At 36.7% G+C, this 22,211-nt stretch carries 22 protein-coding genes; 11 read left to right on the top strand and 11 right to left on the bottom strand.

The features are described 5' to 3' along the window. Nucleotides 1–23: 23 nt before the first annotated feature. The 3 genes from MKX65_RS05855 to MKX65_RS05845 all read right to left on the bottom strand — a co-directional run bounded on the left by MKX65_RS05855 (nt 24) and on the right by MKX65_RS05845 (nt 2,590). On the bottom strand, nt 24–890 hold the full coding sequence (locus MKX65_RS05855) for a Cof-type HAD-IIB family hydrolase (RefSeq protein WP_340902775.1): 867 nt from the start codon (nt 888–890) through the stop codon (nt 24–26). A 138-nt stretch (nt 891–1,028) separates the two neighbouring features. Continuing rightward, a complete protein-coding gene (locus MKX65_RS05850) occupies nt 1,029–1,382 on the bottom strand; it encodes a YlbF family regulator (protein ID WP_160548182.1) in 354 nt (117 codons plus the stop codon). A gap of 68 nt (nt 1,383–1,450) precedes the next feature. Beyond that, nucleotides 1,451–2,590, bottom strand: a complete 1,140-nt coding sequence (locus tag MKX65_RS05845; protein ID WP_340902772.1) for a DUF445 domain-containing protein — start codon at nt 2,588–2,590, stop codon at nt 1,451–1,453. 105 nt (nt 2,591–2,695) lie between these two features. Here MKX65_RS05845 and MKX65_RS05840 point away from each other — a divergent pair, with 105 nt between their 5' ends. The 4 genes from MKX65_RS05840 to MKX65_RS05825 are packed head-to-tail and all read left to right on the top strand — an operon-like array spanning nt 2,696 to nt 7,562. Further along, nucleotides 2,696–4,120: a YheC/YheD family endospore coat-associated protein gene (locus MKX65_RS05840; protein ID WP_340902770.1), complete on the top strand. Its 1,425-nt coding sequence runs from the start codon at nt 2,696–2,698 to the stop codon at nt 4,118–4,120. Continuing rightward, on the top strand, nt 4,080–5,171 hold the full coding sequence (locus MKX65_RS05835) for a YheC/YheD family protein (RefSeq protein WP_160548180.1): 1,092 nt from the start codon (nt 4,080–4,082) through the stop codon (nt 5,169–5,171). The genes MKX65_RS05840 and MKX65_RS05835 overlap by 41 nt, the downstream gene beginning before the upstream one ends. Then, nucleotides 5,149–6,519, top strand: coding sequence for a YheC/YheD family endospore coat-associated protein (locus MKX65_RS05830; protein WP_340902769.1), 1,371 nt, complete (start codon nt 5,149–5,151; stop codon nt 6,517–6,519). Before MKX65_RS05835 ends, MKX65_RS05830 begins: the two co-directional genes overlap by 23 nt. Further along, entirely contained in the window at nt 6,516–7,562 is a 1,047-nt protein-coding gene (locus tag MKX65_RS05825; protein WP_340902768.1) for a YheC/YheD family protein, read from the top strand. Before MKX65_RS05830 ends, MKX65_RS05825 begins: the two co-directional genes overlap by 4 nt. 40 nt (nt 7,563–7,602) lie before the next feature. Here MKX65_RS05825 and MKX65_RS05820 read toward each other — a convergent pair whose 3' ends face one another. After that, nucleotides 7,603–7,863 carry a metal-sensitive transcriptional regulator gene (locus MKX65_RS05820; protein ID WP_119707106.1) on the bottom strand — a complete coding sequence of 87 codons (261 nt, stop codon included), beginning with the start codon at nt 7,861–7,863 and terminating at the stop codon, nt 7,603–7,605. A gap of 147 nt (nt 7,864–8,010) precedes the next feature. Between MKX65_RS05820 and MKX65_RS05815 the strand changes: the two genes are divergently transcribed. Beyond that, entirely contained in the window at nt 8,011–8,913 is a 903-nt protein-coding gene (locus tag MKX65_RS05815; RefSeq protein WP_340902766.1) for a PucR family transcriptional regulator, read from the top strand. A gap of 117 nt (nt 8,914–9,030) precedes the next feature. Continuing rightward, on the top strand, nt 9,031–10,128 hold the full coding sequence (locus MKX65_RS05810; RefSeq protein ID WP_160548176.1) for a sn-glycerol-3-phosphate ABC transporter ATP-binding protein UgpC: 1,098 nt from the start codon (nt 9,031–9,033) through the stop codon (nt 10,126–10,128). Nucleotides 10,129–10,166: 38 nt separating this feature from the next. Here the strand turns inward: MKX65_RS05810 and MKX65_RS05805 are convergent, their stop codons facing one another. Continuing rightward, nucleotides 10,167–10,409, bottom strand: a complete 243-nt coding sequence (locus tag MKX65_RS05805; RefSeq protein WP_340902764.1) for a hypothetical protein — start codon at nt 10,407–10,409, stop codon at nt 10,167–10,169. Nucleotides 10,410–10,681: 272 nt separating this feature from the next. Here MKX65_RS05805 and MKX65_RS05800 point away from each other — a divergent pair, with 272 nt between their 5' ends. After that, nucleotides 10,682–10,888: an alpha/beta-type small acid-soluble spore protein gene (locus tag MKX65_RS05800; RefSeq protein ID WP_066058898.1), complete on the top strand. Its 207-nt coding sequence runs from the start codon at nt 10,682–10,684 to the stop codon at nt 10,886–10,888. 316 nt (nt 10,889–11,204) lie between these two features. On the opposite strand, the gene MKX65_RS05795 is transcribed toward MKX65_RS05800, so the two are convergent. Beyond that, nucleotides 11,205–13,217: an ABC transporter ATP-binding protein gene (locus tag MKX65_RS05795; RefSeq protein WP_340902760.1), complete on the bottom strand. Its 2,013-nt coding sequence runs from the start codon at nt 13,215–13,217 to the stop codon at nt 11,205–11,207. Next, nucleotides 13,214–14,971, bottom strand: coding sequence for an ABC transporter ATP-binding protein (locus MKX65_RS05790; RefSeq protein ID WP_340902757.1), 1,758 nt, complete (start codon nt 14,969–14,971; stop codon nt 13,214–13,216). Before MKX65_RS05790 ends, MKX65_RS05795 begins: the two co-directional genes overlap by 4 nt. Before the next feature lie 638 nt (nt 14,972–15,609). Here MKX65_RS05790 and MKX65_RS05785 point away from each other — a divergent pair. Further along, nucleotides 15,610–15,930 (top strand): hypothetical protein, encoded by a 321-nt coding sequence (locus MKX65_RS05785; RefSeq protein WP_340902755.1) that lies wholly within the window; start codon nt 15,610–15,612, stop codon nt 15,928–15,930. Nucleotides 15,931–16,016: 86 nt separating this feature from the next. On the opposite strand, the gene MKX65_RS05780 is transcribed toward MKX65_RS05785, so the two are convergent. Beyond that, nucleotides 16,017–16,478, bottom strand: coding sequence for a helix-turn-helix domain-containing protein (locus MKX65_RS05780; protein WP_160548208.1), 462 nt, complete (start codon nt 16,476–16,478; stop codon nt 16,017–16,019). A gap of 258 nt (nt 16,479–16,736) precedes the next feature. Here MKX65_RS05780 and MKX65_RS05775 point away from each other — a divergent pair, with 258 nt between their 5' ends. The 3 genes from MKX65_RS05775 to MKX65_RS05760 all read left to right on the top strand — a co-directional run bounded on the left by MKX65_RS05775 (nt 16,737) and on the right by MKX65_RS05760 (nt 19,919). Continuing rightward, entirely contained in the window at nt 16,737–17,876 is a 1,140-nt protein-coding gene (locus tag MKX65_RS05775; protein ID WP_340902754.1) for a histidine kinase N-terminal domain-containing protein, read from the top strand. A 156-nt stretch (nt 17,877–18,032) separates the two neighbouring features. Next, complete coding sequence (locus MKX65_RS27065; RefSeq protein WP_377057857.1) at nt 18,033–18,491, top strand: MerR family transcriptional regulator; 459 nt, start codon at nt 18,033–18,035, stop codon at nt 18,489–18,491. A 48-nt stretch (nt 18,492–18,539) separates the two neighbouring features. Beyond that, nucleotides 18,540–19,919: a hemolysin family protein gene (locus MKX65_RS05760; protein WP_340902752.1), complete on the top strand. Its 1,380-nt coding sequence runs from the start codon at nt 18,540–18,542 to the stop codon at nt 19,917–19,919. A gap of 40 nt (nt 19,920–19,959) precedes the next feature. Here MKX65_RS05760 and MKX65_RS05755 read toward each other — a convergent pair whose 3' ends face one another. The 3 genes from MKX65_RS05755 to MKX65_RS05745 all read right to left on the bottom strand — a co-directional run bounded on the left by MKX65_RS05755 (nt 19,960) and on the right by MKX65_RS05745 (nt 22,148). Next, nucleotides 19,960–20,847 carry a peptidylprolyl isomerase gene (locus MKX65_RS05755; RefSeq protein WP_160548169.1) on the bottom strand — a complete coding sequence of 296 codons (888 nt, stop codon included), beginning with the start codon at nt 20,845–20,847 and terminating at the stop codon, nt 19,960–19,962. Nucleotides 20,848–20,976: 129 nt separating this feature from the next. Further along, nucleotides 20,977–21,648, bottom strand: coding sequence for a PspA/IM30 family protein (locus tag MKX65_RS05750; protein WP_160548168.1), 672 nt, complete (start codon nt 21,646–21,648; stop codon nt 20,977–20,979). 2 nt (nt 21,649–21,650) lie between these two features. After that, entirely contained in the window at nt 21,651–22,148 is a 498-nt protein-coding gene (locus MKX65_RS05745) for a hypothetical protein (protein WP_340902751.1), read from the bottom strand. Nucleotides 22,149–22,211 lie beyond the last annotated feature (63 nt).

The raw sequence follows: 22,211 nt of genomic DNA, 5'->3' as shown, positions 1-22,211 counted from the left end.
AATCGTTGATCCATACCTTCCAATTACTTGATAATATTCATTTTCTTTAAGAACTCAATCGGCTGTTGCTTCCGGAAGTGTTCCTTTACTACATATCCGACTCCATTTTCATTATTTGATCGTGTAACCCAATCGGCTGCCTTTTTTACCTCAACGGGTGCATTCCCCATGGCAACACCTAACCCAACCTTTTCAATCATATCTATATCATCCAATGCATCAGCAATTACAACCATTTCTGAACGCTTCACACCGAGTCTTTCTCCTAAGTATAAAAGACCTGTTAACTTGGATGCACCCTTTGGTACAATTTCTAACCGAAGATCATCCAGTTGCAATGTATCGACTTCATCATACATCGTGTAGATAGCTTTCTTTGCGTCCTGAAGGTCTTCTTTTCTCTCAAAATATATTTCAATTTTTGGTGGACTACATGGTTCATCTGAAATGGCATCACTTAGTGAATCAACATACTGATGTGAGTAAAAGACCGGATCCCCTGAAGAAAACACTGTTTTTGCTAGTAAATTATTACTAACTCTTGAGCGATTGGCCAGTGAATACCGATCATCTACTAATCGAATTTGACAGTGAAAGGCTTCTAATAATCGAACCAACTCAAAGGTGACATCCTCCGAAATTCTTCTTACTAATACCGGTTGATCCATCGAGCTTGCAATATAAGCTCCACGGTGTGTGACTAAATAAGAATCGAGCTTTAATGCCTTTGCCACTTTCTTTGCTGATGGAAAGCTTCTAGATGATACTAACGTAACATAAATTCCCTTTCCCTGGACATATTCAACGGCTTCCTTGGTTGACCTTTGGATTCGCCCGTTTGATTGAAGAAGCGTTCCGTCTATATTTATAGCAAGCAGACGATAAATCATAGTTAGTGCCCCCCACCTTCATCATTTCCCTTTATATCACATGTATGAAAACAGTGAGGCAAATAGAACAATTGAGAAGCAGAGTTTGCTGTTGAAAAGAAAAAACACTTTATCAAAATAGATAAAGTGTTTTAGATGTTATTGTCCCATAGCTCCATAGAGTTCTTCTAGTGGCTTCATGATTATTTGGTTTAATTCACCAATAATCATACTCATTCTTTGTTCAGCTTCCATTAGCTGAGCAATTTTTTCGTGTTGTTGAACAAGTGCTACTGTCTTTTGCGCCTGCTCTACTTCCTCTTGAGTAATTTCTTGGCCCATCATTTGCTTTTGTTGTAATTCAAGCTGTAAGTTACGGAAATTCTCAAACATTTGTTTAGCGGATGGATCCGCATTTACTTCATCATAAATTCTTCTTAAACTCGCATATTCATTACTTGAGCGAATCGCCTTTTCTAATTCATAAGCTGCATCATGTAAATTAACCGCCATATTTATACACTCCTTATCAAGAAATCCTTCCAACTATACCAAACAATTCAATAAAAAGCGAATAATCCCTATCCAATGAAAATAACAACAATACCTTGGAAAAGGCCGATCACTCCTCCTAACAATGCTCCTAAGTACGTGATCATCTTTAATTCACTTCTAGAAATGGATAATACCATCTCCTCAAGGCGTTCTACTGAAAACGTTTCGACTTGCTCTCTCACAATTTCTGCTAAGTGTAATCGTTCAAGAATTGTCTCCATACGGCCAGTAGTCCAGTCGAAGACTAAACGTAAGCCGGCAGGAACAAAATCGTTAATAATGCTCTCACGATTATTTTCAAGTAGTTCTGAAATAGGTTTTTGAAAAAATTGATCCATCTTCACAAGTTTTATAACTGTTTGATTAATCATTTGTAATAATTGCTCTTTTCCTAATTGATCCTCAAATTCTTCCGTTTTCTTATTTAATAGTTTTTCCCATTCCTTTAAAAGGAGTGTCGTTATCAGGTCCTTTGTACCCTCATTTTCAAGAAACTTTAAAATCTCTGGACGAATCTTTTCTGTGAGATTTACATTTCCTAAGAACATCTGTAGCATATTCCCTAACATCCCACTTCGTTCACGGACAAAATCATTGATCATTCTTTCCACTCTAAGCTGACCTTCGGCACTATTAAAGTAATCCTTCCCCTTTATTAAAATATATTCGCTAATTACAGGGATCTTTTCACTTAATTTTTCTTGAAGTTCCTTTGGAAGCACGTCCTTTATTGGTTTCTCCCTAAAGCGTGGCATCATTTCCTCGTATTTATTATGAATAAATAGGGACAGTTTTTCGGTTGCACTTGTTTCTATATGCTTAAAGCCTAGCCGGTCGAAGACTTGTGCTAAAGTAAGTTCACTTCTTAACAGTTGATCAAGCTCCGTTTGAGCAACGGTTATCATATCCTTTTGGAATTGCTCATTTAAAAATTTCTTTTGGATACTTTCAGGAGTTAGCAGGTGATCAACCACCATTTTCCCCATTTGTTCAGCTAATTCATCTCTTCGCTTTGGAATTAATCCAGGAGTAAACGGCACTCTCCATTTCCCTATATAAAGTGCTCGATACGGGCGGAACAGCATTTTAATGGCAAGCGAGTTAGTAAACCCTCCAATCACTGCTCCAATGACAACCATAAAGACTATGGTTATTGCTATATTCATACAACATCTACCTTCCATAAAAATTTTCACAAATGGTTTTGTTTTTTCATACGATACCGTATCAGCTTTTGCCCATATATAGGGGCGATAGAAAGAGGTATCGTGATGGCTACTTCTTACTTACCTATTACGGTGATTCCTACCGAAACGTTTCAAACAAAAGCAAATTGTATCCAGATAAGCCGAGCAATAGCAAGTTATTTTCACATTTTAGCACGTCCTACCATATTTCTAAAGATTGGTAGGGTCTGTATAGAAGTTAATGCGGAAATAAGTGATATACCAAAAAACGAAGTACACTTACCTTCATTCCTATTCTCACAATTTAAAATACCTAATAAAGCAACAAAGTATTTAGCAAAATTTATTGATGAATTCAACACCTTAATAGTTGGTCCTATTGTAGCCCTTATGACAGACAGCACGGAAACGAATTATGAGCCTAATTTCCGGTCTGTTCATACATTTTGTGAGGAACTTCATTACCATACACAGCAAACAGGTGGACTTTTTTACGTATTTGAAAGTGATGATTTTTCAATAGATGAAATTAGTGGCTATTACTATAATGACGGGTGGAAAAAACATACATTCCCACCCCCTGATGTAGTTTATAACCGCATTCACTCAAGAAAAAAAGAACGTAGTGACCACTTTAATAAAATTAAAAACGAAATGACAAGATTGAATATTCCATTCTTTAATGACCGTTTCTTATCTAAATGGGATGTTCATGAACTGTTAATTCAAGAAGACCATTTGCAACCACATCTCCCAGAAACTTTACTGTTTACGGAAACCCATTTTCTTGAATTATTAAATAAACATTCTAGCCTATTTATTAAACCTATTCATGGTAGTCAAGGGAGAAAAATCCTACATCTATATAAAGAAAGTCACTCATTTATCGTAAAGGTTTCCACTGGAACACAAAGCGATGATTTCATGTCCTTTTCTAATGTTGAGCGTTTTTTCAAATGGTTTTCACGCTTCCGAAAAAATACAACCTATATTATTCAGCAGGGCATCCCCTTGCTTTTATATAAAAATCGCCACATCGATTTTAGAGTATTATGTCACAAAAATCTTCATAATGCATGGAAAGTCACCTCTGTAGTAGCCAGAATTTCAGGTGAAAAGCAATTTGTAGCAAATATCGCTAGAGGTGGTGAAACCTATAAACCAGTTAAAGCATTAACAGAGCTCTTCGAAAAAAATGTGGCGATCCAGCAACTCGTGGATATGAAAGAGTTAGCCAGAGAAATTGCAACTGTTATTAGTAATAAAACAGATGGTATTACCGGTGAACTGGGTTTAGATATAGGCATTGATCAGGATGGTAAGCTTTGGCTGATTGAGGTTAACTCAAAGCCCTCGAAAAACTTCGAAGAGCAGGACGTTAAAATCCGACCTTCCACAAGAGCAATAATGGAATTATGTACAACACTGGCTTTCGAGTACAAAAGCAAGGAATTGGAGGAGAACATACATGCTGACCTTTGGATTCATGACATTAAACCTGAGGAATGAAAATTCTTATTTTAGTGGAATTGCCCAGGCTGCCAGCAACTTTGGAATCAGTTGCTTTAGATTTGTCCCATCGAATATTATCCCAACTTCAGAACTTATCGTTGGAGAGAAATATAATCCGAGCGAGTCCCGCTGGATAAAAGCGGAATTCCCACTTCCTGATGTTTTGTACGACCGATGCTTTTATGGTGATGATACACATTCTCAAAGTTGCCTTTCCATTGTACGCTGGTTAAAAAAACGAAAGGATGTAACCTTTTTAGGATATGGTCTTCCAAACAAAATGGAACTTTATGATGTCTTGAATCATTCTAAGCTTCATCCTTATCTTCTTCACTCAGCACTAGTCGCTCATGCTGATCAAGTGATACACTCGCTTTCCCATATCAATCCAGCCATTATTAAGCCCATCAATGGTTCACAAGGAAAGGGCATATATTTTATTAAAAAAGAAAAAGAACAATATATTGTTGAAACCGATAAGAAAGGGAAACATGTGAACCGAGTCTTTGAATCAAAAGAACTTTTTTCAGCTTGGCTTCAATCTCTTTTAAAAAAGAAAACATTCCTTATTCAACCTTATAAACATTTAACCAATAAAGATGGGCACCCCTTTGACCTTCGAATCTTGCTACAAAAGAATCAACACGGGAAGTGGATGGTTCGTGGCAAAGGTATTCGTGAGGGTTCTATTGGCTCTATTGTCTCAAATGTTAGTGCTGGGGGGAAAATTCTTACCTTCGAGGACTGGTCAAAAGAAAATACTCCATCTTCTTTTCTTTTAAAAGAAATTCAATATATCTTGTCCCTTCTTCCAACTGTTTTAGAAGGTACCTTCCGTCCTTTATTTGAAATCGGGGTAGACATCGGAATTGCGAAGGATGGATCACTGTGGATACTAGATGTAAATTCAAAGCCAGGAAGAAAAGTCGTTGTTTCTACCACACCTGAAGTAAAAGCCTTGTTAGATTTAGCTCCAATCCTTTATGCAAAACATCTGATGGAGCAAAAAAGGAGTTTGATGAATCATGAAAAAACAATATCGAATTGACATTAGCGACCATCTTGAAAAAGGCACCATATACTTTCCGGCTGAGCTATCTAAACATCATGCTCCAACTCGTGTCTCTTTCGGAACATTTGCGACTCAAGCAAAATGCTATCCACATCCCGATGGAAAAAACACTCTTGTTCTTAGTCCTGACATTGCAGAAACTATTAAAGTCCCGTCTTTAGACATTCCGTTTCATCTGTTCATTGCAGATAAGACCATTCATGTTGGTCCTCTTATTGGTGTTTTCACCTCTGGTTTTACTCCATTTGCTATGCGGCCGATTGGGGAAAGATCCATCTTTTTTTCGAAGTTATTATCTGTCAAAAAGTTTGTTGGAGCCCTCCCATTTGTTTTTGGCGAACAACATATCAATTGGGAAGAAGGAACGATAGAGGGACTTATCTATCATAAGAACGGTTGGCAATCTATCATTTTACCGTTCCCAAATGTCATTTATGATCGACTCCCAAACCGCCGAAGTGAAAAAAAGGCGGCGTTGCGAAAAGTGAAAGATCGCTTGCAATCCGAGTATCTTATTCCTTGGTATAATCCAGGCTTTTTTAATAAGTTAGATGTATTTGAAAGGCTTGAATCGGTTGGTGCCGTTTCCTCTCTACTACCAGAAACACATCCTTTTACTTCTTTTTCAATGATTGAAAGAATGCTATCTTTATATGGTCATGTGTATGTAAAACCAATGAATGGAAGCCTGGGTCTTGGAATTTATCAAGTCCTTTATGATCGAGACCAGAACCATTATTATTGTCGGTTCCGAGATACTGATGGAATCAACCGTCTTAGAAAGTTTGAAACATTAGAATCTTTAATGAAGCATACCTTTCCGAATAACAAGCTCAATCACCTTATTGTCCAACAAGGGATACATCTTCTACGCCATGAGCGCTGTCCAGTCGATTTCCGAGTTCACACCAATAAAGATGAAAATGGACGTTGGAAAGTTAGCGCCGTTGCAGCAAAAGTAGCTGGACCTGGAAGTGTGACAACACATGTAAAAAGTGGTGGTTGTATAAAAACGATAGAAGAAGTGATTGAAAATAAAGAGGAACAAAAGAAGCTACTGCAAAAGTTATCTGAAGCTAGTCTTCTACTTAGTCATGTGTTAGAAAATCATATGGAAGGCATTGTTGGAGAAATTGGGTTTGATTTAGGAGTCGACCGAGAAGGAAAGGTTTGGCTTTTTGAGGCAAACTCAAAACCAGGTCGTTCGATTTTCAAGCATCCTGATATGAAGGAATTTGACCTATTAACTCGTAAACTTTCTCTTGCATTTGGTGTCTTTTTATCAGAGCAAGCGATTAAGAAACCAGGAGAGGTTTTTAAATGACTTCCCTCATTCTTGGGAATCCTTTTATCGGTATCTTAACCAGTAAAAAAGGTGAAAAGAACCTAGCTGGAAATATTCCGTTATTCCGATCTATTCAACAAGAGTTATTGAAGACAGGTGGAATATCTATTGTATTCTCTCCTGAGGATATTTTAAGTAATGGAATAAAAGCAGCAAAATATGAACCTAGCAATAATACATGGGAGACTGTAATAGCTCCCTTTCCACACCTAGTATACAACCGGGTTCCGTTTCGAAAACATGAAAACACCACCATCTTTAAAGAAGCTGTAGCTCTATTTAAAGAACAATCCATTCCCTTTTTTAACCCAGGTTTTTTAAACAAATACGATTGTTATTTGCAGTTCAAGGAGCATATGGATTTAAAACAATATTTCTTGCCAACAATAAAAGTAGACGACAAAACAGCACTAGAAAAATTTCTTTTAGCTCATCGTTCTCTCTATATAAAACAAGGCAATTCTTCCATGGGGAGAGGCATTCATATGATTAAACGGAGAAGAGATGGGAAAGTTCTGCTCATAGATCAAAGTCGGCAGACTATATATCATGACTTTCATCACTATTGGGAACAATGGTCTACTAAATTTCTCAAAATATTATATATTGCACAGCAAGCAGCAAGTCCTCAACTATATCAAGGCAAACGGTATGATTTTAGAATATTGGCTGTTTTCCAAGGCGAGAAGCATATCCCTGTAGGAGTAGGTGTTAGACAATCAGGTCATCAACAAGTAACTACACATATTCCTAATGGAGGGAAGCTCCTTCCTTACTCACTATTTCAAACAAAGGAACATGACCTGTTAATCGAAAAAATCGTAGAGCTTTGCGGGAGAGAATTAAATAGGAAATACGGCTTCTTTGCTGAATTCTCCATCGATTCAGGGTTAACAACAGATGGAAAATTTGTGATTTATGAAATTAATTCAAAGCCAATGAGCTTTGACGAAAAAACTATTGAAGAAAAACGGGTGAAAATGCTTTGCGAGCTTTTCCGTTCCTCTATAGAAAAGAAGTAAAAGACACACTATTCATCACATAGCGTGTCTTTTTACTTGTCTAGCGACTTTTTACTATCATATTTACAGCCTCTTGAATGGCATCCTCGGCGTTTTTCCCCTCGTCATTTGCTTCACGAATACATGCCTCTAAATTTTTTGCTACAATATATCCCATTGCACGGTCGACTGCCGATCGCACAGCTGATAGCTGAGTTACCACATCTTTACAATGTTTTTCCTCTTCCATCATACGTATTACTCCACGAACCTGACCCTCAAGCCGTTTTAATCGGTTTTTCATTTCTTGTGAGTATTCCAATTTATTCACCTCTCAACTATCGATACGGTATCCCCTATTGAACCGATTATATCGTATTCTTTTCTTAAATAGAAATTATAAGCCAAATTATTGATAAGAGACGTTACCTGTTATAATGAAGATATACAAACATTTGGGAGCAACCATATGCTAAAAAAAGTTCACCAACTATACAAAGACAGTAAATATTCAAATCAACAGCCTACACTTGAAGAGACAAAAGAGTATGACTGGTTTTATGAAGAAAACGAAGAGGGCTGGCTTGGTATTAAAAAAGACAGTTTAGACCCAAAAGAAAAACAGTTACTAGATGCCCTTTTCCACTCTTTTGAACCACCTGTTATAGAGTTTCAATCTCAGGGATGGTACAATTTTTTATTTTCGGATGAGAACGTCCCTTTACAAAAACAAGAGCGTCGGGTTCGAATCATTCACCTTCATTGTTCAGGAGAGGACTGGGAGCAAAAAGATTTAGAACTTGCTTTAAAAGGCTTTTTATCTGAAGAAATTATTATTTTTTGGGAAAGTCCACATCATGCTGTGCTTATTGAACACGAATCTCACAGCTTTTTGATGGCAGAAAATTTCTTGGAAATCTCTGAGACATTTGAAAACGATCTTTACTTACGTGTCAGTTTTTTCATTGGAAAGTTTCACTCTGCCACAGAGGAATTAAAGGAATTATTCCATCAAGATCATCAATTTTTCAAACAAGCTTTAGAATGGAAGCTCCATGAAAGAGTATTTACATTTGAGAACATATTCCCAACTTTGCTCTCGAACAGTCTCACCACTGAGCTTTTAAAAGCTATAGAAGTCCAACTTCTTCAGCCTTTAATGGATGATCCAGAAACGCTCGCAACCATTCAAGTATATTTAGAAAATAATTTAAACGCGAGTGTTACAGCAAAGAAGTTATACATTCACCGAAACACCTTACAATACCGCGTAGACAAGTTTACAGAAAAAGCTGGCGTAAATTTAAAAGATTATCCTAGTGCCATAACCCTTTATATTGCTTGTCTACTACAATCACAAAAGCAAAAATAGCACATTGCCCAATTTCCTTCTCCCTATTTTTGTGCACTATTCACATGGTACAAGATCCTACCCATCATGTAATCTATACATAAGAAAACGATTACAGAACATTGGGAGGAATTAATTATGGCTGAGTTAGTATTAGATCATATTTACAAAATTTACGACAATAAAGTAACTGCTGTTGAAGACTTTAACCTTCATATTCAAGATAAAGAGTTTATCGTATTCGTTGGACCATCTGGTTGCGGAAAATCAACAACTTTACGTATGATTGCTGGTCTTGAAGAAATCTCTAAAGGTGATTTTTCTATTGACGGTAAACGTGTAAATGATGTTGCACCAAAAGATCGTGATATTGCCATGGTATTCCAAAACTATGCTCTTTACCCACATATGAGTGTTTATGACAATATGGCTTTTGGATTAAAGCTTCGTAAATTTCCTAAGGATGAAATTGATCGCCGTGTTCAAGAAGCTGCAAAAATCCTTGGTCTAGAACCTTATCTTGATCGTAAGCCAAAAGCACTTTCTGGTGGTCAACGTCAGCGTGTGGCGTTAGGTCGTGCGATTGTGCGTGATGCAAAAGTATTCTTAATGGATGAGCCATTATCAAACCTTGATGCTAAACTTCGTGTTCAGATGCGTGCTGAAATTGCAAAGCTTCATCAACGTCTACAAACAACAACTATTTACGTAACACATGACCAAACAGAAGCAATGACAATGGCTACTCGTCTTGTTGTTATGAAGGATGGAGTTATCCAGCAAGTTGGAGCACCAAAAGAAGTATACGAAAAGCCTGAAAATGTATTCGTTGGTGGATTTATTGGATCACCAGCAATGAACTTCCTAACAGGAAAAATCGAGGAAGGTAAATTTGTAGCAGGCAAAACTGCTATCGCTATCCCAGAAGGAAAAATGAAAGTATTACGTGAGCAAGGGTATGTTGGTAAAGAGATTATCCTCGGTATCCGTCCTGAAGATATTCATGATGAGCCTGTTTTCATCGAGGCTTCTCAAGGAACAAAAATCCATGTAAAAATCGATGTATCAGAATTAACTGGTGCTGAAACGATGCTTTATTCAAGCATTGAGGGTCAGGATTTCGTAGCGAGAGTAGACTCTCGTTCAGATATTAAACCTGGTCAATCAATCGATTTAGCCTTTGATTTGAACAAAGCTCACTTCTTCGATGTAACTACAGAATCAAGAATTCGTTAATCGGCTAGGATGCAGCACAAACGCGCTGCATCCTTTTTCTATTCTTGGATGAATTGTACCACATCATTATTACAAGCTGGACACTTATAGAGGTGTGGACAGAGTCCTTTAGCGTAATCCTCGGGATATCCATCCTCAAGCTTCATTAAGTCAATTGGCATATAGGCACTATAGTCATCAAAAAAATCCATTAACCTTCCTGCTTCCTCTAATTCACTTCCGCATGTATTGCAAGTAAAGTATTTTTCTTCAAGCCCGTTACAAACTGGACATATTCCCATTTCTCTTCCCTACTTTGTTTTTTTATTAGTTTGAGAAGCATCTAACCTCTTCATGTAAAGCAAAAAGAAATAATGAACAGGAAAACATTACCTGCTGTTTATTTCGAATAGGATCCAAAAAATCATCCATAATATTGATTAAACACAGCGACAACGAGTCGCCAACAACCAAATAACTTTTATAACGGACTATGCTGAAAGCTTGATTTACTAAAATCAATTTGGTTCAATCCAAAATAGTCCACCAAAAAAACTGAAGGAGAGTGTTCAACATGGCAAACAACAATTCTTCAAACCAACTATTAGTACCAGGAGCAGAGCAAGCATTAGAGCAAATGAAGTACGAAATCGCTAGCGAATTTGGTGTAAACCTTGGTGGCGAAACTACTTCACGTGCTAACGGATCTGTAGGTGGAGAAATCACTAAGCGTTTAGTATCTATGGCTCAACAATCTATGAGCGGTTCTTTCCAACGCTAATTTAACTTAAGATAGTACAACAATTGAATAAGGTATGGCTTAACCCTCTTCCATTCCGGAAGAGGGTTTTCATATTATACCCCAAAAAAAACAGCCTTTCGCAATAAAAGGCCGTTTTTATGATTCTTTTATGATTGTAAATCCAATAAAGTAACCTAATACCATAATACTTGCAATAACTAATGTCACTGAAAGCTCTTCCATCTTCAAGTCCCCCTTCGTGCTTATGTTTGCTTTAACATTATCACGAATTTTGGGACCAACTAGACGTAAAATTAGAAAATTGTTTGTCTAATTTACGAAAATTCTTTGAACATTAACCCGCTAAGCTGCTACCTTGTTGAAGCTGATACATTTGATAATACTTTCCTTTTTGTTCCATTAACTCATCATGCGTTCCTTTTTCGACGATACATCCTTTATCTAATACGAGTATTTGATCAGCATTTCGAATGGTCGATAATCTGTGAGCAATAATGAATGTGGTTCTTCCCTTTTTCAATACATCCATCGCCTCTTGAATAATCATTTCCGTCTCTGTATCAATACTTGAAGTTGCTTCATCCAAGATAAGAATGGCCGGATCGAACGCTAATGCTCTTGCAAAAGATATAAGCTGTCTCTGACCACTTGATAACGTGCTACCCTTTTCAATAACCGGCTCATCAAAACCCTTTTCCAAATGCTTGAATACTCTGTCAGCCCCTACATCACGAAGTGCCTGTTCCACCTTTTCTCGAGTAATAGCTGGATTATCAAGACTAACGTTTGAAGCAATCGTACCAGTGAATAGAAAAGGATCCTGTAACACGATTCCCATATGCTGTCGCAGGGTTTGATGGGGAATATTTTTTATATCGGTTCCATCAACTAAAATACTTCCTTTCTGACAATCGTAAAACCTAAAAAGCAAATTGATAATTGAGCTCTTTCCTGAGCCGGTATGTCCGACAAGTGCCACAGTTTCCCCGTGCTCAGCGGAAAAATGAATATCCTTTAAAACAAATTCATTCTCTTTATAACCAAAGGAAACATGATCAAAAGTTACATTCCCCTTATAGCGTTCCATCCGATGATCATTAACATCAATTCCCTCTTCAGTTAATAACTCAAACACACGGTCTGCCGCAACGAGCGCCTGTTCTAGATTGGCTAGCTGATTCACAATCCCTTGAATAGGGTTAAAAAGGCGATTAATATAATCAACAAACGCATACAGCATTCCTAGTGAGACAACTGCACTTGGGTTTAATGCTTCTCCGCCAAAGTACCAAATAAAAGCTACAAATATCACATTCCTGAGCACGTTTACTAAATTATGTGAAGTTAATGAGTTGAGACTGAGAAGTTTGTTTTGAAACCTAAAGTGATCTTCATTTAGTTTTTCAAATTCATTCTGAGTTTGTTTTTCTCGATTGAATGCTTGAATCACGTTCATGCCTTGAATGGATTCATTAACAATTGCGTTAATATCACTATTTCTTGAACGTATTTTATGATTATACTTTGATGCGTATTTTCGATAAACAAGTGTCCACACAAAGAGAATTGGTAATAGTAATAAACAAATCAACGCTAGCTTTACATTCAGAATGAACAATGCAATATAAATTCCCGTAATGTAAATCGCGCTGGTAAAAAAGGTTGATAGTACAGTAACATATAATTCTCGAATCGCTTCTGTATCGTTTGTTATCCTAGCAACAACCTTACCGGCAGGTAAATTATCAAAGTATCGAATAGGGAGTTTTTGAATCTGTCCAAATACATCCTCACGCATTTTTTGAATGACACGGTTTGCAGACATCTGCAAATAATAACGCTGTCCGTATTCAAAGATTGCTGCAATAACGATCAGCCCGAAGTATAGTGATAATAAACCAATAATTCTTGAGGTTTCCGGTTGATAAAATGCAACTAGCTCCTCCGTTGTAAGCTTTGTTCCTTCAAAGGTCTTAATCTTGTCTCCCTTTGTAATGGTTAGTACACCATTATTAAAGCTTCTTTCCCCGTCAAAGGGAGTCGCCTCCTCCACAAAGACGAATGAACGATTCACTTGTAGAATGGTTGCTTCTTCTACCTTCACCTCATCGTCCTCAGTATATTTCTCACGTTTATAATAATTCCCTTTGTATTCAACTGAATCCTTCGTTCCATTTGTTTGATACCAAGTCGACTCAATTCCTAATATGTGTTGATCAATCATTCTCTTGGCAATGAATGGTCCTGCAAGGTCAGCGGTAACTGCGACTGAAAGCATCAAAAGTGCGGCGATAATGATTTTTTTATAATACAAAGCGTATTGTACGAGGCGTTTACCGGTCGTCATACACTCACCTCCACATCAGATGAGGTTTGAACCTGCTGTCTATCATATTGCTCTTGATACCAGCCGTTCTGTTTCATCAATTCTTCATGGGTTCCTTCCTCAACAATCAACCCTTCATCCAACACGAGAATACGATCCGCGTGCTGAACGGCAGACATTCGATGAGTCGTTATTATTGTTGTCTTTCCGCTTCGTTCACTCCGTATATTTTCGATGATTTTCTTTTCTGTTTTGGCATCAACGGCTGAAAGCGAATCATCTAAAATAAGAATTTCAGGATTTTTAATTAATGCTCTAGCGATCGAAATTCTTTGTTTTTGTCCCCCAGATAAAGCAACACCTTTTTCCCCAACAAGTGTTTCTAGACCTTCAGGAAGCATCTCAATATCCTTCTGGAAGTCCGCTAATTCAATGGCTTTTGCCAAATCGATATCGGTCGCGTCCATTCGTCCAAAAAGAATATTTTCTTTTACTGTCTTTGAAAACAATACATGATCTTGTGGAACATACCCAATCCATCCTCTAGTTGTCTCTAACGTATGCTCATTTAACTCTACATTAGAAATCGTTAACGCTCCTACCCCTAATGGATATTCTCTTAATAATTGCTTAATAAAGGTTGTTTTTCCACTTCCCGTTTTCCCAACAATCCCTAACGTCTCTCCTCGCTTCAAATCTACGTTGATTTTAATTAGATTATCAACGTTAGAGGATGGATAACGAAAAGAAAATTCCTTAAATGTAATCTGCTCGGGATTATTATCCGATTTCGGATTCAATGGATCCGATACATCAGGCTCGTATGATAAAGTTTCTTGTACGCGGTCTAGTGAAGCATTTCCTCTTTGCATAATATTGATAAGCTCCCCAATGGCAAACATCGGCCAAACAAGCATACCTAAATACACATTGAACGAAACGAGTTCCCCTAACGTGAGTCGATTATGGAACACTAAGTATGAACCAAAGCCTAATCCAATCACATAACTAAGCCCAACCAAAACCTTAATTGTTGGATTAAACAAAGAATCAATTTTTGCAACAGCCACATTCTTTTTATAAACATCCTCTGTCATATCGTGAAATCGTTCTTGATCTTCACGTTCTTGTACATAAGCGCGAATCACTCTTACTCCTGAAACCGATTCGAGAACACGGTCATTAAGTTCACCAAATGCATCTTGTGCTGACATAAACTTTTTATGAATGGTATTGCCATAGTAATTGATGAGAACAGCCATAATTGGCAAGGGTAGTACTGCTGCAAGAGTAAGTTCCCAACTAATAAAGATCGTCATCATCGCAACGATGGTAAGCATAAAGGCTGTAGAATCTACTAGTGTTAAAATACCAAAACCAGCAGTGGTTGAAATTGCCTTTAGATCATTTGTTGCACGCGCCATTAAATCTCCCGTTCGATTTTTTTCAAAAAACGTTGGTGTCATTTTAAAAAGATGTCTCATAAATTGTGAGCGCAGTTTTCTTTCAATCAGAAAAGCCCCACCAAACAGCTGATACATCCAAATATATGTGACCCCATAAGAAACAACTGTAAGAATGAAAAATGCTAATAAATACTGCACTATTCTTTCCTGACTTATTACTCCCATGTGAATATCATCAATAACCATTCCAACAAGCTTTGGTGGAATAACATCAACAAATCCTATAAAAACAAGAAGCGTTATCGCAACAGTATAACGTTTCCAATTTTCTTTAAAGAACCAACTTAATTTTCTTAATATAGAGAACATCTTTTGAGTCTCCTCTCTTTTCTTTCCATCATATTTAACTAACCACTCTCAAGCTCCACGGGTGATACCAATAATCTTTCTACACGTAATGTTTGCATTGTTTCTCCTCCTAGAATCTTTTTATAGTAATGGGTTATTCCCAATGCTACCTCTTTTACAAGACAAAAAAGACATACCGCATCCTATGCGATATGTCCAAAGGCGACAAAAAAGCACAAGCTACTCATACGCAACCTGTGCTGTTCATTAAAAAGTAAACAGTGCTCATTTAAGGACAGAATAAAAAATGGTTACGCTCCCATATTTAGTTGAGTGAATGTGAAAATCTCTAACTCTCATGATCGTAACCTCCTATCCTTTCAATATTTTCCATATTTTTTACATTATCATTAAAACCCTCTAAAGTCAATTGAATTTTCTCAATATTGGTATGCTTCTAAGAAACAGGCAAAGGCTTGGATTGTGCCTGGAGATTACGACTGTATTTCGGAAGAGCGATAGTATAAAATACTCCAACTAACATCCCTTCTCTAGACGGAAGAGATTGAATTCTCAGTAAATTCCCTAACAAACATGTTTCATTATGGGGAAGAAGGGGTAATCATTTATTAAAATAACTGGATAAAGGAGTGCTGTCCATGAATGAAACATCGTCTGTAACGATTCGTTACACTCATCGAATAATGATGAAAGAGATAATGGAATTATACACATTAATAAAGAAATTCAATGGCCTGGTTACTTTTTATCATAATCATCACTCCGTTTCAGGCTTACACATAACCAAACTAGTGACATTCTTTTTAACAGTAAAAAAGGGAAGCAAGTTGCTAGTAGTTGTGGATGGACAAAGCAATCATTTGTTTCTAAATAAGATCAAATCTATTTTTGAAAATGACCATTCGCTCAATCATGTCTCCAAATCCATTTCATTTCAACACCCGCTACAACTCAAATGACGAAAGTGGCTACTAACTTCATTCCAAAAATCTCATGAAAAAAAGCTACTATGTATCCCTTAATGGACACCCGGTAGCTTTTGTTCTTAATCCTTTATTTCATTCACAAGCTCTTCAAAACGTTCTCTGGATGCATGTTCTTCGAAACTGCTAAAAATTCGAAAGTACTCATCATCAAGAATGCGATAGTGTTGACTTAAGACATTCTGCTGTAGAATAATCCCCTTTTTTCTTTCAATTTCACGCCACCATAGCTTACCACCCAATGTTTTTTCTTTTCGGTAATCAATCCCATCTCTCGCCACAGTCTCAAGCACTTCTAATGGGTCACTCCCAAATAAATACTGAATGGTTTCTGTTTCACGAAATAGAGCACATATGGTAACAACAGTCTGCCAGTTTGCATCCATCCTACCTTTTTCAATTTGTACGAGCGTCTTTTTCGAAAGACCGATGACTTCACCCATTTTATCCTGTGTGTAACCTGCTTCCGTCCGGATTAATCTCATTTTCTCCGATACCTTCGATATTATCTCGTCTCTAGTCAAATCCATTCAGTCCTTTAAAATGAATTGGTGTAATTTTACACATCCTCTTTTTATTATAAAGCAATAATGGAAAATATTCCATAAAAATACTGCTATCCTAATGACTACGTTTATCTGGGTATTTTTTACAATTAATAAGACTTACGTATGATTTCTCTCTTTCTCCTTTTTCGAAAGAGGATTCCACCTAAAATCCGCGAATATATCCATATTAACTAAATAAAGAGAGAGAAAGAATATAAGGGTGAGTGACAATCCATGCTGCAAGCAACCAGGGAGAAATTAATTGATTATCTCTCCAAATCAAAGAATTTATTAATCTCTTTATGGGAAAAAGAAATCCTGATCTCAACAGAAGATCCATATAAAATTGAAGTTAATACAAATGATCTTTCTTTATTTCAAATGATTCTAGATGGACTTGATAGAGAAGGTCTTGGTTTTGAAATGTTTATTGAGGAATTTTCGTTAAAAATGGCTGAACAACGAGTAAATGATTCTATCAACATTGGGACATTTGTTTATAATGTCAACATCGGCCGGTCGATTATCTATCACCATTTACTTGAAAGTGATTTTACTAAAGAAGAAATTCAAGAATCCATAAAGATCATTGATTCATTCTTCGATAAGTTTCTGCTGTACTCTGTTTCTTACTTTACAGAAGAGAAAAATAAAATAATTGAAGAAAAGACGCAATTTATCGATTCTACACATAAGGATAGGTTAACACTACTTGGACAAATGACCTCAAGTTTTATTCATGAATTCAGAAACCCCTTAACTTCGGTTCAAGGTTTTATTCAATTATTAAAAGCCGAAGACCCATCAATTAAATACTTAGATATTATTTCAAGTGAATTAGAACAGTTAAACTTCCGTATTTCTCAATTCTTACTTCTCTCGAAGAAAGAACTCATTGGTAAAGAAAAAAGTTCATTTTCATTAAATGAACTTATTGATGAAGTACTCATATTCTTATATCCAAGCATACTCGACTCAAAAGTAAAGGTTATCAGAGAAACTTTTGACCATGTTCATTTATTCGGATATGTGGATGAAATTAGACAGGTTCTAATCAATATTATATTTAATGCAATTGATGTGTTAACACAATACCGTGAAGACCCAACAATCGAGATCATTAGTTCTCTTTCACACAATAAGCATGTTGTTATTGAAATCTCAAATAACGGACCGATGATTCCAGACCAAATGTTAAAATCCATTTTCGAGCCATTTGTTACTACTAAAACACTCGGAACTGGCCTTGGACTTTTCGTATGTAGAGAAATCATTGAAAAACATAAAGGTCGTCTAATATGTGAATCAAGTAAAGAAAAAACCATTTTTAGAATGACCATGCCTATACCATCACATACCAAAGCCTCTGAGTAAAGAGGTTTTTTTTCATTTTTCTAACAATTCATCTTTATACCTTCATATTACACTAAATTCATCATAAAATATGGATAATACCAATTTTTATCTAACCGTAACGTTTGACTGTACAGTTTTTCCTTTCGTATAATTATAATTATTTAATATTGAAGAATTCATAAGCAGAGGTGGTACAATGGGGCATTTTACCGAATTGGAGAGCTAGCTTCAATTGCAAAAGTTTCAAGAAGAACGATTGACTATTACACAAACTTAGGGTTACTGCACGCTGATCGTTCAAAGGGGAATTACAGACTTTACAATGATGAAGCTCTAGAAGCACTACAATTCATTGAAGCATGTAAAGAAATGCACATCCCTTTAGAAGAGATTAAGAGAAAACTAGAAATGAAAAAGCAAAAAGAAGTGAAACAGGTAGAAATGGAAAAGCATATTCACTCCATTGGTCAACAAATGAAGCAGCTACAGCACGATATTTCTGTACTCATCCCATTAATTGAAAATCTAGATGGTCAGCAAACGAAAGTGCTCTCAGAAGAGTTAACAGTGGAGAGCGAATGGCTGATGAAGTTTTTACCCGAGTTTCAAAGGTTAGTAAAATTTTCGAATTAACTGGGAGGTGACTCCTTACTCGTTTATAAAGCGAGATAAGGAAACTTATTGGACATATTAAACTTGGTTTTAATAGCCATTTTAATTGCTTTGACGGCATTTTTTGTGGTTTCGGAATATGCTATTGTAAAGGTACGAGACTCACGACTCGACCAACTCATTGAGGAAGGAAAAAGAGGTGCTATTTCTGCCAAAAGGGTTAATGCTAATCTAGACAATTATTTGTCTGCTTGCCAACTTGGTATCACAATGACAACACTAGGTCTAGGTTGGTTAGCCATTGAACCGATTGAAATCGTATTGCGACCTATTTTCCAGCAAATGAACGGAACAGAGGCAATCGTATCTTTCCTTTCTTTCGGAATAGGGTTCTTAGCAATTACATTCCTTCATGTGCTATTTGGAAAAATAGCTCCAAAAACGATGGCACTGCAAAAAGCAGAGAAAATGACGCTATTTACTGCGCGTCCACTGATCTGGTTTTACCGGCTAATGTTCCCTTTTATATTTGTACTGAATGGTACAACGAAAATATTAACAAAAATATTTGGGCTAAAACCTGCTTCCATAAATGACTTAGCACATTCTGAAGAAGAGCTGCGATTAATACTTTCTGAGAGCTATAAAAGTGGTGAGATAAACCAATCAGAGTTTAAATATGTAAACAAAATATTTGAATTCGATAACCGAATTGCCAAGGAAATTATGGTTCCTAGACGTGAAATCATTACCCTATCAAAGGACAATACGTTAGAGGAATTTCTTCAAGTTGTTAATGAAGAAAAGTTTACTCGTTACCCTATCATAGATGGTGACAAGGACCATATTATAGGAATGGTAAATATAAAAGAAATCATGACAGAGCTGATCCAAAACCGAACACTCTTAACGAAGACACTTGAAATTTATACAAGACCTATTATCCGCGTTATAGATACGGTTCCTATTCATGACTTGTTAGTTAAAATGCAAAAGGAACGGATCCATTTGGCCATTCTTATGGATGAATATGGCGGTACTTCTGGTCTCGTTACCGTGGAAGACATAATAGAAGAAATTGTTGGTGAAATTCGTGATGAGTTTGATATGGATGAAATTCCAATGATACGAAAGCTTCAGGAAGATCACTATATTATTGATGCAAAAATGCTTGTAAGCGAAGTAAATGATCTATTAGGATTAAATATTGATGATGAAGATGTGGATACAATTGGTGGTTGGATCTTAACTGAGAATTATGAGGCAAGAGAAGGCGACGAAATAACACTTGAAAACTACACCTTCAAAATTATTGAAATGGAAGAACATCATATGAAATATGTAGAGGTTTCAAAGAATGTCACAAAGCATTCTTTAATTGATACCCCACTTCCAGCTGTCCCAAACACATCAGAAGAAATGATTTCTAAGCAATCAGTTAGTTTCTAATATGAAGAACCCTCGATTGATTTCTCAATCGAGGGTTCTTTTATGCTTCTAGATAGTTAGTAATTTCATACTCTTCTTTAAGCTCTTCTAACCATACAGTATATTCTGTAGACATCTTATCATTCATTAAAGTGTCTGAGATCTCTTCCTTACTATCTTCGAAATTTGCTTCCTTCGCTTCCTGATGATCAACCACTTTAATGATATGGTAACCATAGTCGGTTTTTACAGGAGCACTAATCTCATCCACACCGAGTGCAAATGCAACCTCTTCAAACTCCGCTACCATATCACCACTACTAAAGTAACCTAAATCCCCACCAGATTCTGCTGTAGTTGTATCTGTAGAATATTCTTTTGCCAATTCACTAAAGTCTTCCCCAGCATCTAGCTTACTCTTGACTTCGTTAGCAGTTGCTTCGTCAGCTACTAAAATATGGCTTGCTTGTACTTGTTCAGCTGTAGCAAAAGTATCTTTATTTTCATCAAAATACGTTTGTAACTCTTCATCTGTAATTTCAATTCTTGGCTCAAGCAATTTTTCTGTTTTAATATAACTGATAATATCGTCTCGTACATCGTCCATTGTTGATCCACTTGCTACAACTGCCTCTTCAAGAGCAGTTTCACCGCCATATGATTCAGCCAATGTAGCAAGTTCCTCGTCAACTTCTTCATCAGAAACCGTAAGCTTTTGTTTATCCGCTTCAAGCTCTATTAATTTGTTTGTAATTAACACATCAAGTGCATCTGCTCCATACTGATCTAACAATGTCTGTTGTAGTTCATCTTCTGAAATGGACGCATCTCCTACTTTTGCTATTACACTGTCTTTTGTTGATAAGAGAATACCAGCGATAATAGCTAGTCCAATTAGTGCTGTTACTATTGTTATGACTAATTTCTTCCTAAGTAATTTTTCCTTCATAATGTGATTGTCCTCTCCTTTGTTTTCTCTTCCTCTATACTAACCTGTAAATGTGACAAAACTATTAATAAGCAATGAAAGAGATATGAAAAAGAAAAAGAGACGATTCACTCGTCTCCGTCTCCCATATTATACCGTTTCTAGTCTTGAAGATTTTAGCTTTTCCAATTCCTTCTCTACATCTTCATGTGAATATGTTTCAAGAACACTCTCAATTCTTCCCGCATTCGCTTTTGTGAAATATTGATTTGCTTGTGACTTTGCTTCAAGTTTTAGTATCTCTTCCTCTACTCTTATGAACCCCTTGACGGCTCGGTCCGGATTAATGGAAGCAAGGACTTGAGAGATATCGTTTGATACCTTTGCCGCTGTCATTCTAGAAACGAGCAGAAGTTTTCGATCCTGTAATTCGTCGTATTTTTCTTTAAGTTTATCGAGTTCGTCGTACAATAAATTCGTTTGATTTTTAATGGTATGGTACTGTCCTTCATACAATCTTAATTTTTTCTCTTGCTGAAGCTTGTCCTCTATCGCTAGTCTAGCAATCTGATCTTCGCCTCTTTCAACGGCTAACTCTGCTTGCCTTGCTCTTTTTTGGACTCTATCTATCGTTGATTCGATGACTGCTTCAAACTTCTTTTCAATATACAGCTGCTGAGCGAGAGCCTTTTGTGCCTTTCCTATCTCTCCCTCAAGCTCCCTTAAATATTGCTTGAGCATACTAATTGGATCCTCTAATTTATCCAATGCGTCATTAAAATCTGCTGTTGCGATATCTTTTATTCGTTTGAAAATCCCCATTTTTACTTTTCCTCCCTACGTACTTTGTTTTCCCACTCATCAAGGTAATCTCTATTTGTATAGGACGGTACCACTAGCTCTTCTCCCGTCATTAATTCCTGAACATTTGTGTCTTTCTTTACTGCACCCTTATAAAGTAAGTACCCTAATAATATTAGAAGTGGAATGGCTAGAATAGTAGGTAATAAAGCTAGTATTCCTAGTGCAAGTAAGATTCCACCAATCAGCTTCATTCCATTGCTCTTTCCACGGACCCACAGCATCCAACCAGCTATCACTAAGCCCGCCTTTGCCAATACACCCAGTAAGAATGGTACTACGAAGTAGGAGTGGCTCACCATCATACCTCTTTCATGAAAACCATGAACGCCTCCACCTTTCATTCCATGAAATCCCTGAGCTTGAACAGTCATGGTAGGTATACTAAACATACTAACTATAACAATCGCTAGAACGACGATCGGCGCTACAATCATCGTCCATTTTACCGCCTTGTTCAAATGAATTCACCTCCCTTCAAGTAAGATTGCATACGCAGTTTCTTTAATATCTTGTTTTTATCG

Source organism: Robertmurraya sp. FSL R5-0851, from assembly GCF_038002965.1.
GTDB classification, from domain to species: domain Bacteria; phylum Bacillota; class Bacilli; order Bacillales; family Cytobacillaceae; genus Robertmurraya_A; species Robertmurraya_A beringensis.
Note: the sequence above shows the minus strand (reverse complement) of the source record. Positions and strands in the feature narration are given on the sequence as shown.

What these genes read in the sequence shown, in the direction of transcription:
- MKX65_RS05855 (WP_340902775.1), bottom strand. Translation starts at nt 890, where the DNA reads ATGATTTATCGTCTGCTTGCTATAAATATAGACGGAACGCTTCTTCAA.
- MKX65_RS05850 (WP_160548182.1), bottom strand. Translation starts at nt 1,382, where the DNA reads ATGGCGGTTAATTTACATGATGCAGCTTATGAATTAGAAAAGGCGATT.
- MKX65_RS05845 (WP_340902772.1), bottom strand. Translation starts at nt 2,590, where the DNA reads ATGAATATAGCAATAACCATAGTCTTTATGGTTGTCATTGGAGCAGTG.
- MKX65_RS05840 (WP_340902770.1), top strand. Translation starts at nt 2,696, where the DNA reads ATGGCTACTTCTTACTTACCTATTACGGTGATTCCTACCGAAACGTTT.
- MKX65_RS05835 (WP_160548180.1), top strand. Translation starts at nt 4,080, where the DNA reads ATGCTGACCTTTGGATTCATGACATTAAACCTGAGGAATGAAAATTCT.
- MKX65_RS05830 (WP_340902769.1), top strand. Translation starts at nt 5,149, where the DNA reads ATGAAAAAACAATATCGAATTGACATTAGCGACCATCTTGAAAAAGGC.
- MKX65_RS05825 (WP_340902768.1), top strand. Translation starts at nt 6,516, where the DNA reads ATGACTTCCCTCATTCTTGGGAATCCTTTTATCGGTATCTTAACCAGT.
- MKX65_RS05815 (WP_340902766.1), top strand. Translation starts at nt 8,011, where the DNA reads ATGCTAAAAAAAGTTCACCAACTATACAAAGACAGTAAATATTCAAAT.
- MKX65_RS05810 (WP_160548176.1), top strand. Translation starts at nt 9,031, where the DNA reads ATGGCTGAGTTAGTATTAGATCATATTTACAAAATTTACGACAATAAA.
- MKX65_RS05805 (WP_340902764.1), bottom strand. Translation starts at nt 10,409, where the DNA reads ATGGGAATATGTCCAGTTTGTAACGGGCTTGAAGAAAAATACTTTACT.
- MKX65_RS05800 (WP_066058898.1), top strand. Translation starts at nt 10,682, where the DNA reads ATGGCAAACAACAATTCTTCAAACCAACTATTAGTACCAGGAGCAGAG.
- MKX65_RS05795 (WP_340902760.1), bottom strand. Translation starts at nt 13,217, where the DNA reads ATGACGACCGGTAAACGCCTCGTACAATACGCTTTGTATTATAAAAAA.
- MKX65_RS05790 (WP_340902757.1), bottom strand. Translation starts at nt 14,971, where the DNA reads ATGTTCTCTATATTAAGAAAATTAAGTTGGTTCTTTAAAGAAAATTGG.
- MKX65_RS05785 (WP_340902755.1), top strand. Translation starts at nt 15,610, where the DNA reads ATGAATGAAACATCGTCTGTAACGATTCGTTACACTCATCGAATAATG.
- MKX65_RS05775 (WP_340902754.1), top strand. Translation starts at nt 16,737, where the DNA reads ATGCTGCAAGCAACCAGGGAGAAATTAATTGATTATCTCTCCAAATCA.
- MKX65_RS05755 (WP_160548169.1), bottom strand. Translation starts at nt 20,847, where the DNA reads ATGAAGGAAAAATTACTTAGGAAGAAATTAGTCATAACAATAGTAACA.
- MKX65_RS05750 (WP_160548168.1), bottom strand. Translation starts at nt 21,648, where the DNA reads ATGGGGATTTTCAAACGAATAAAAGATATCGCAACAGCAGATTTTAAT.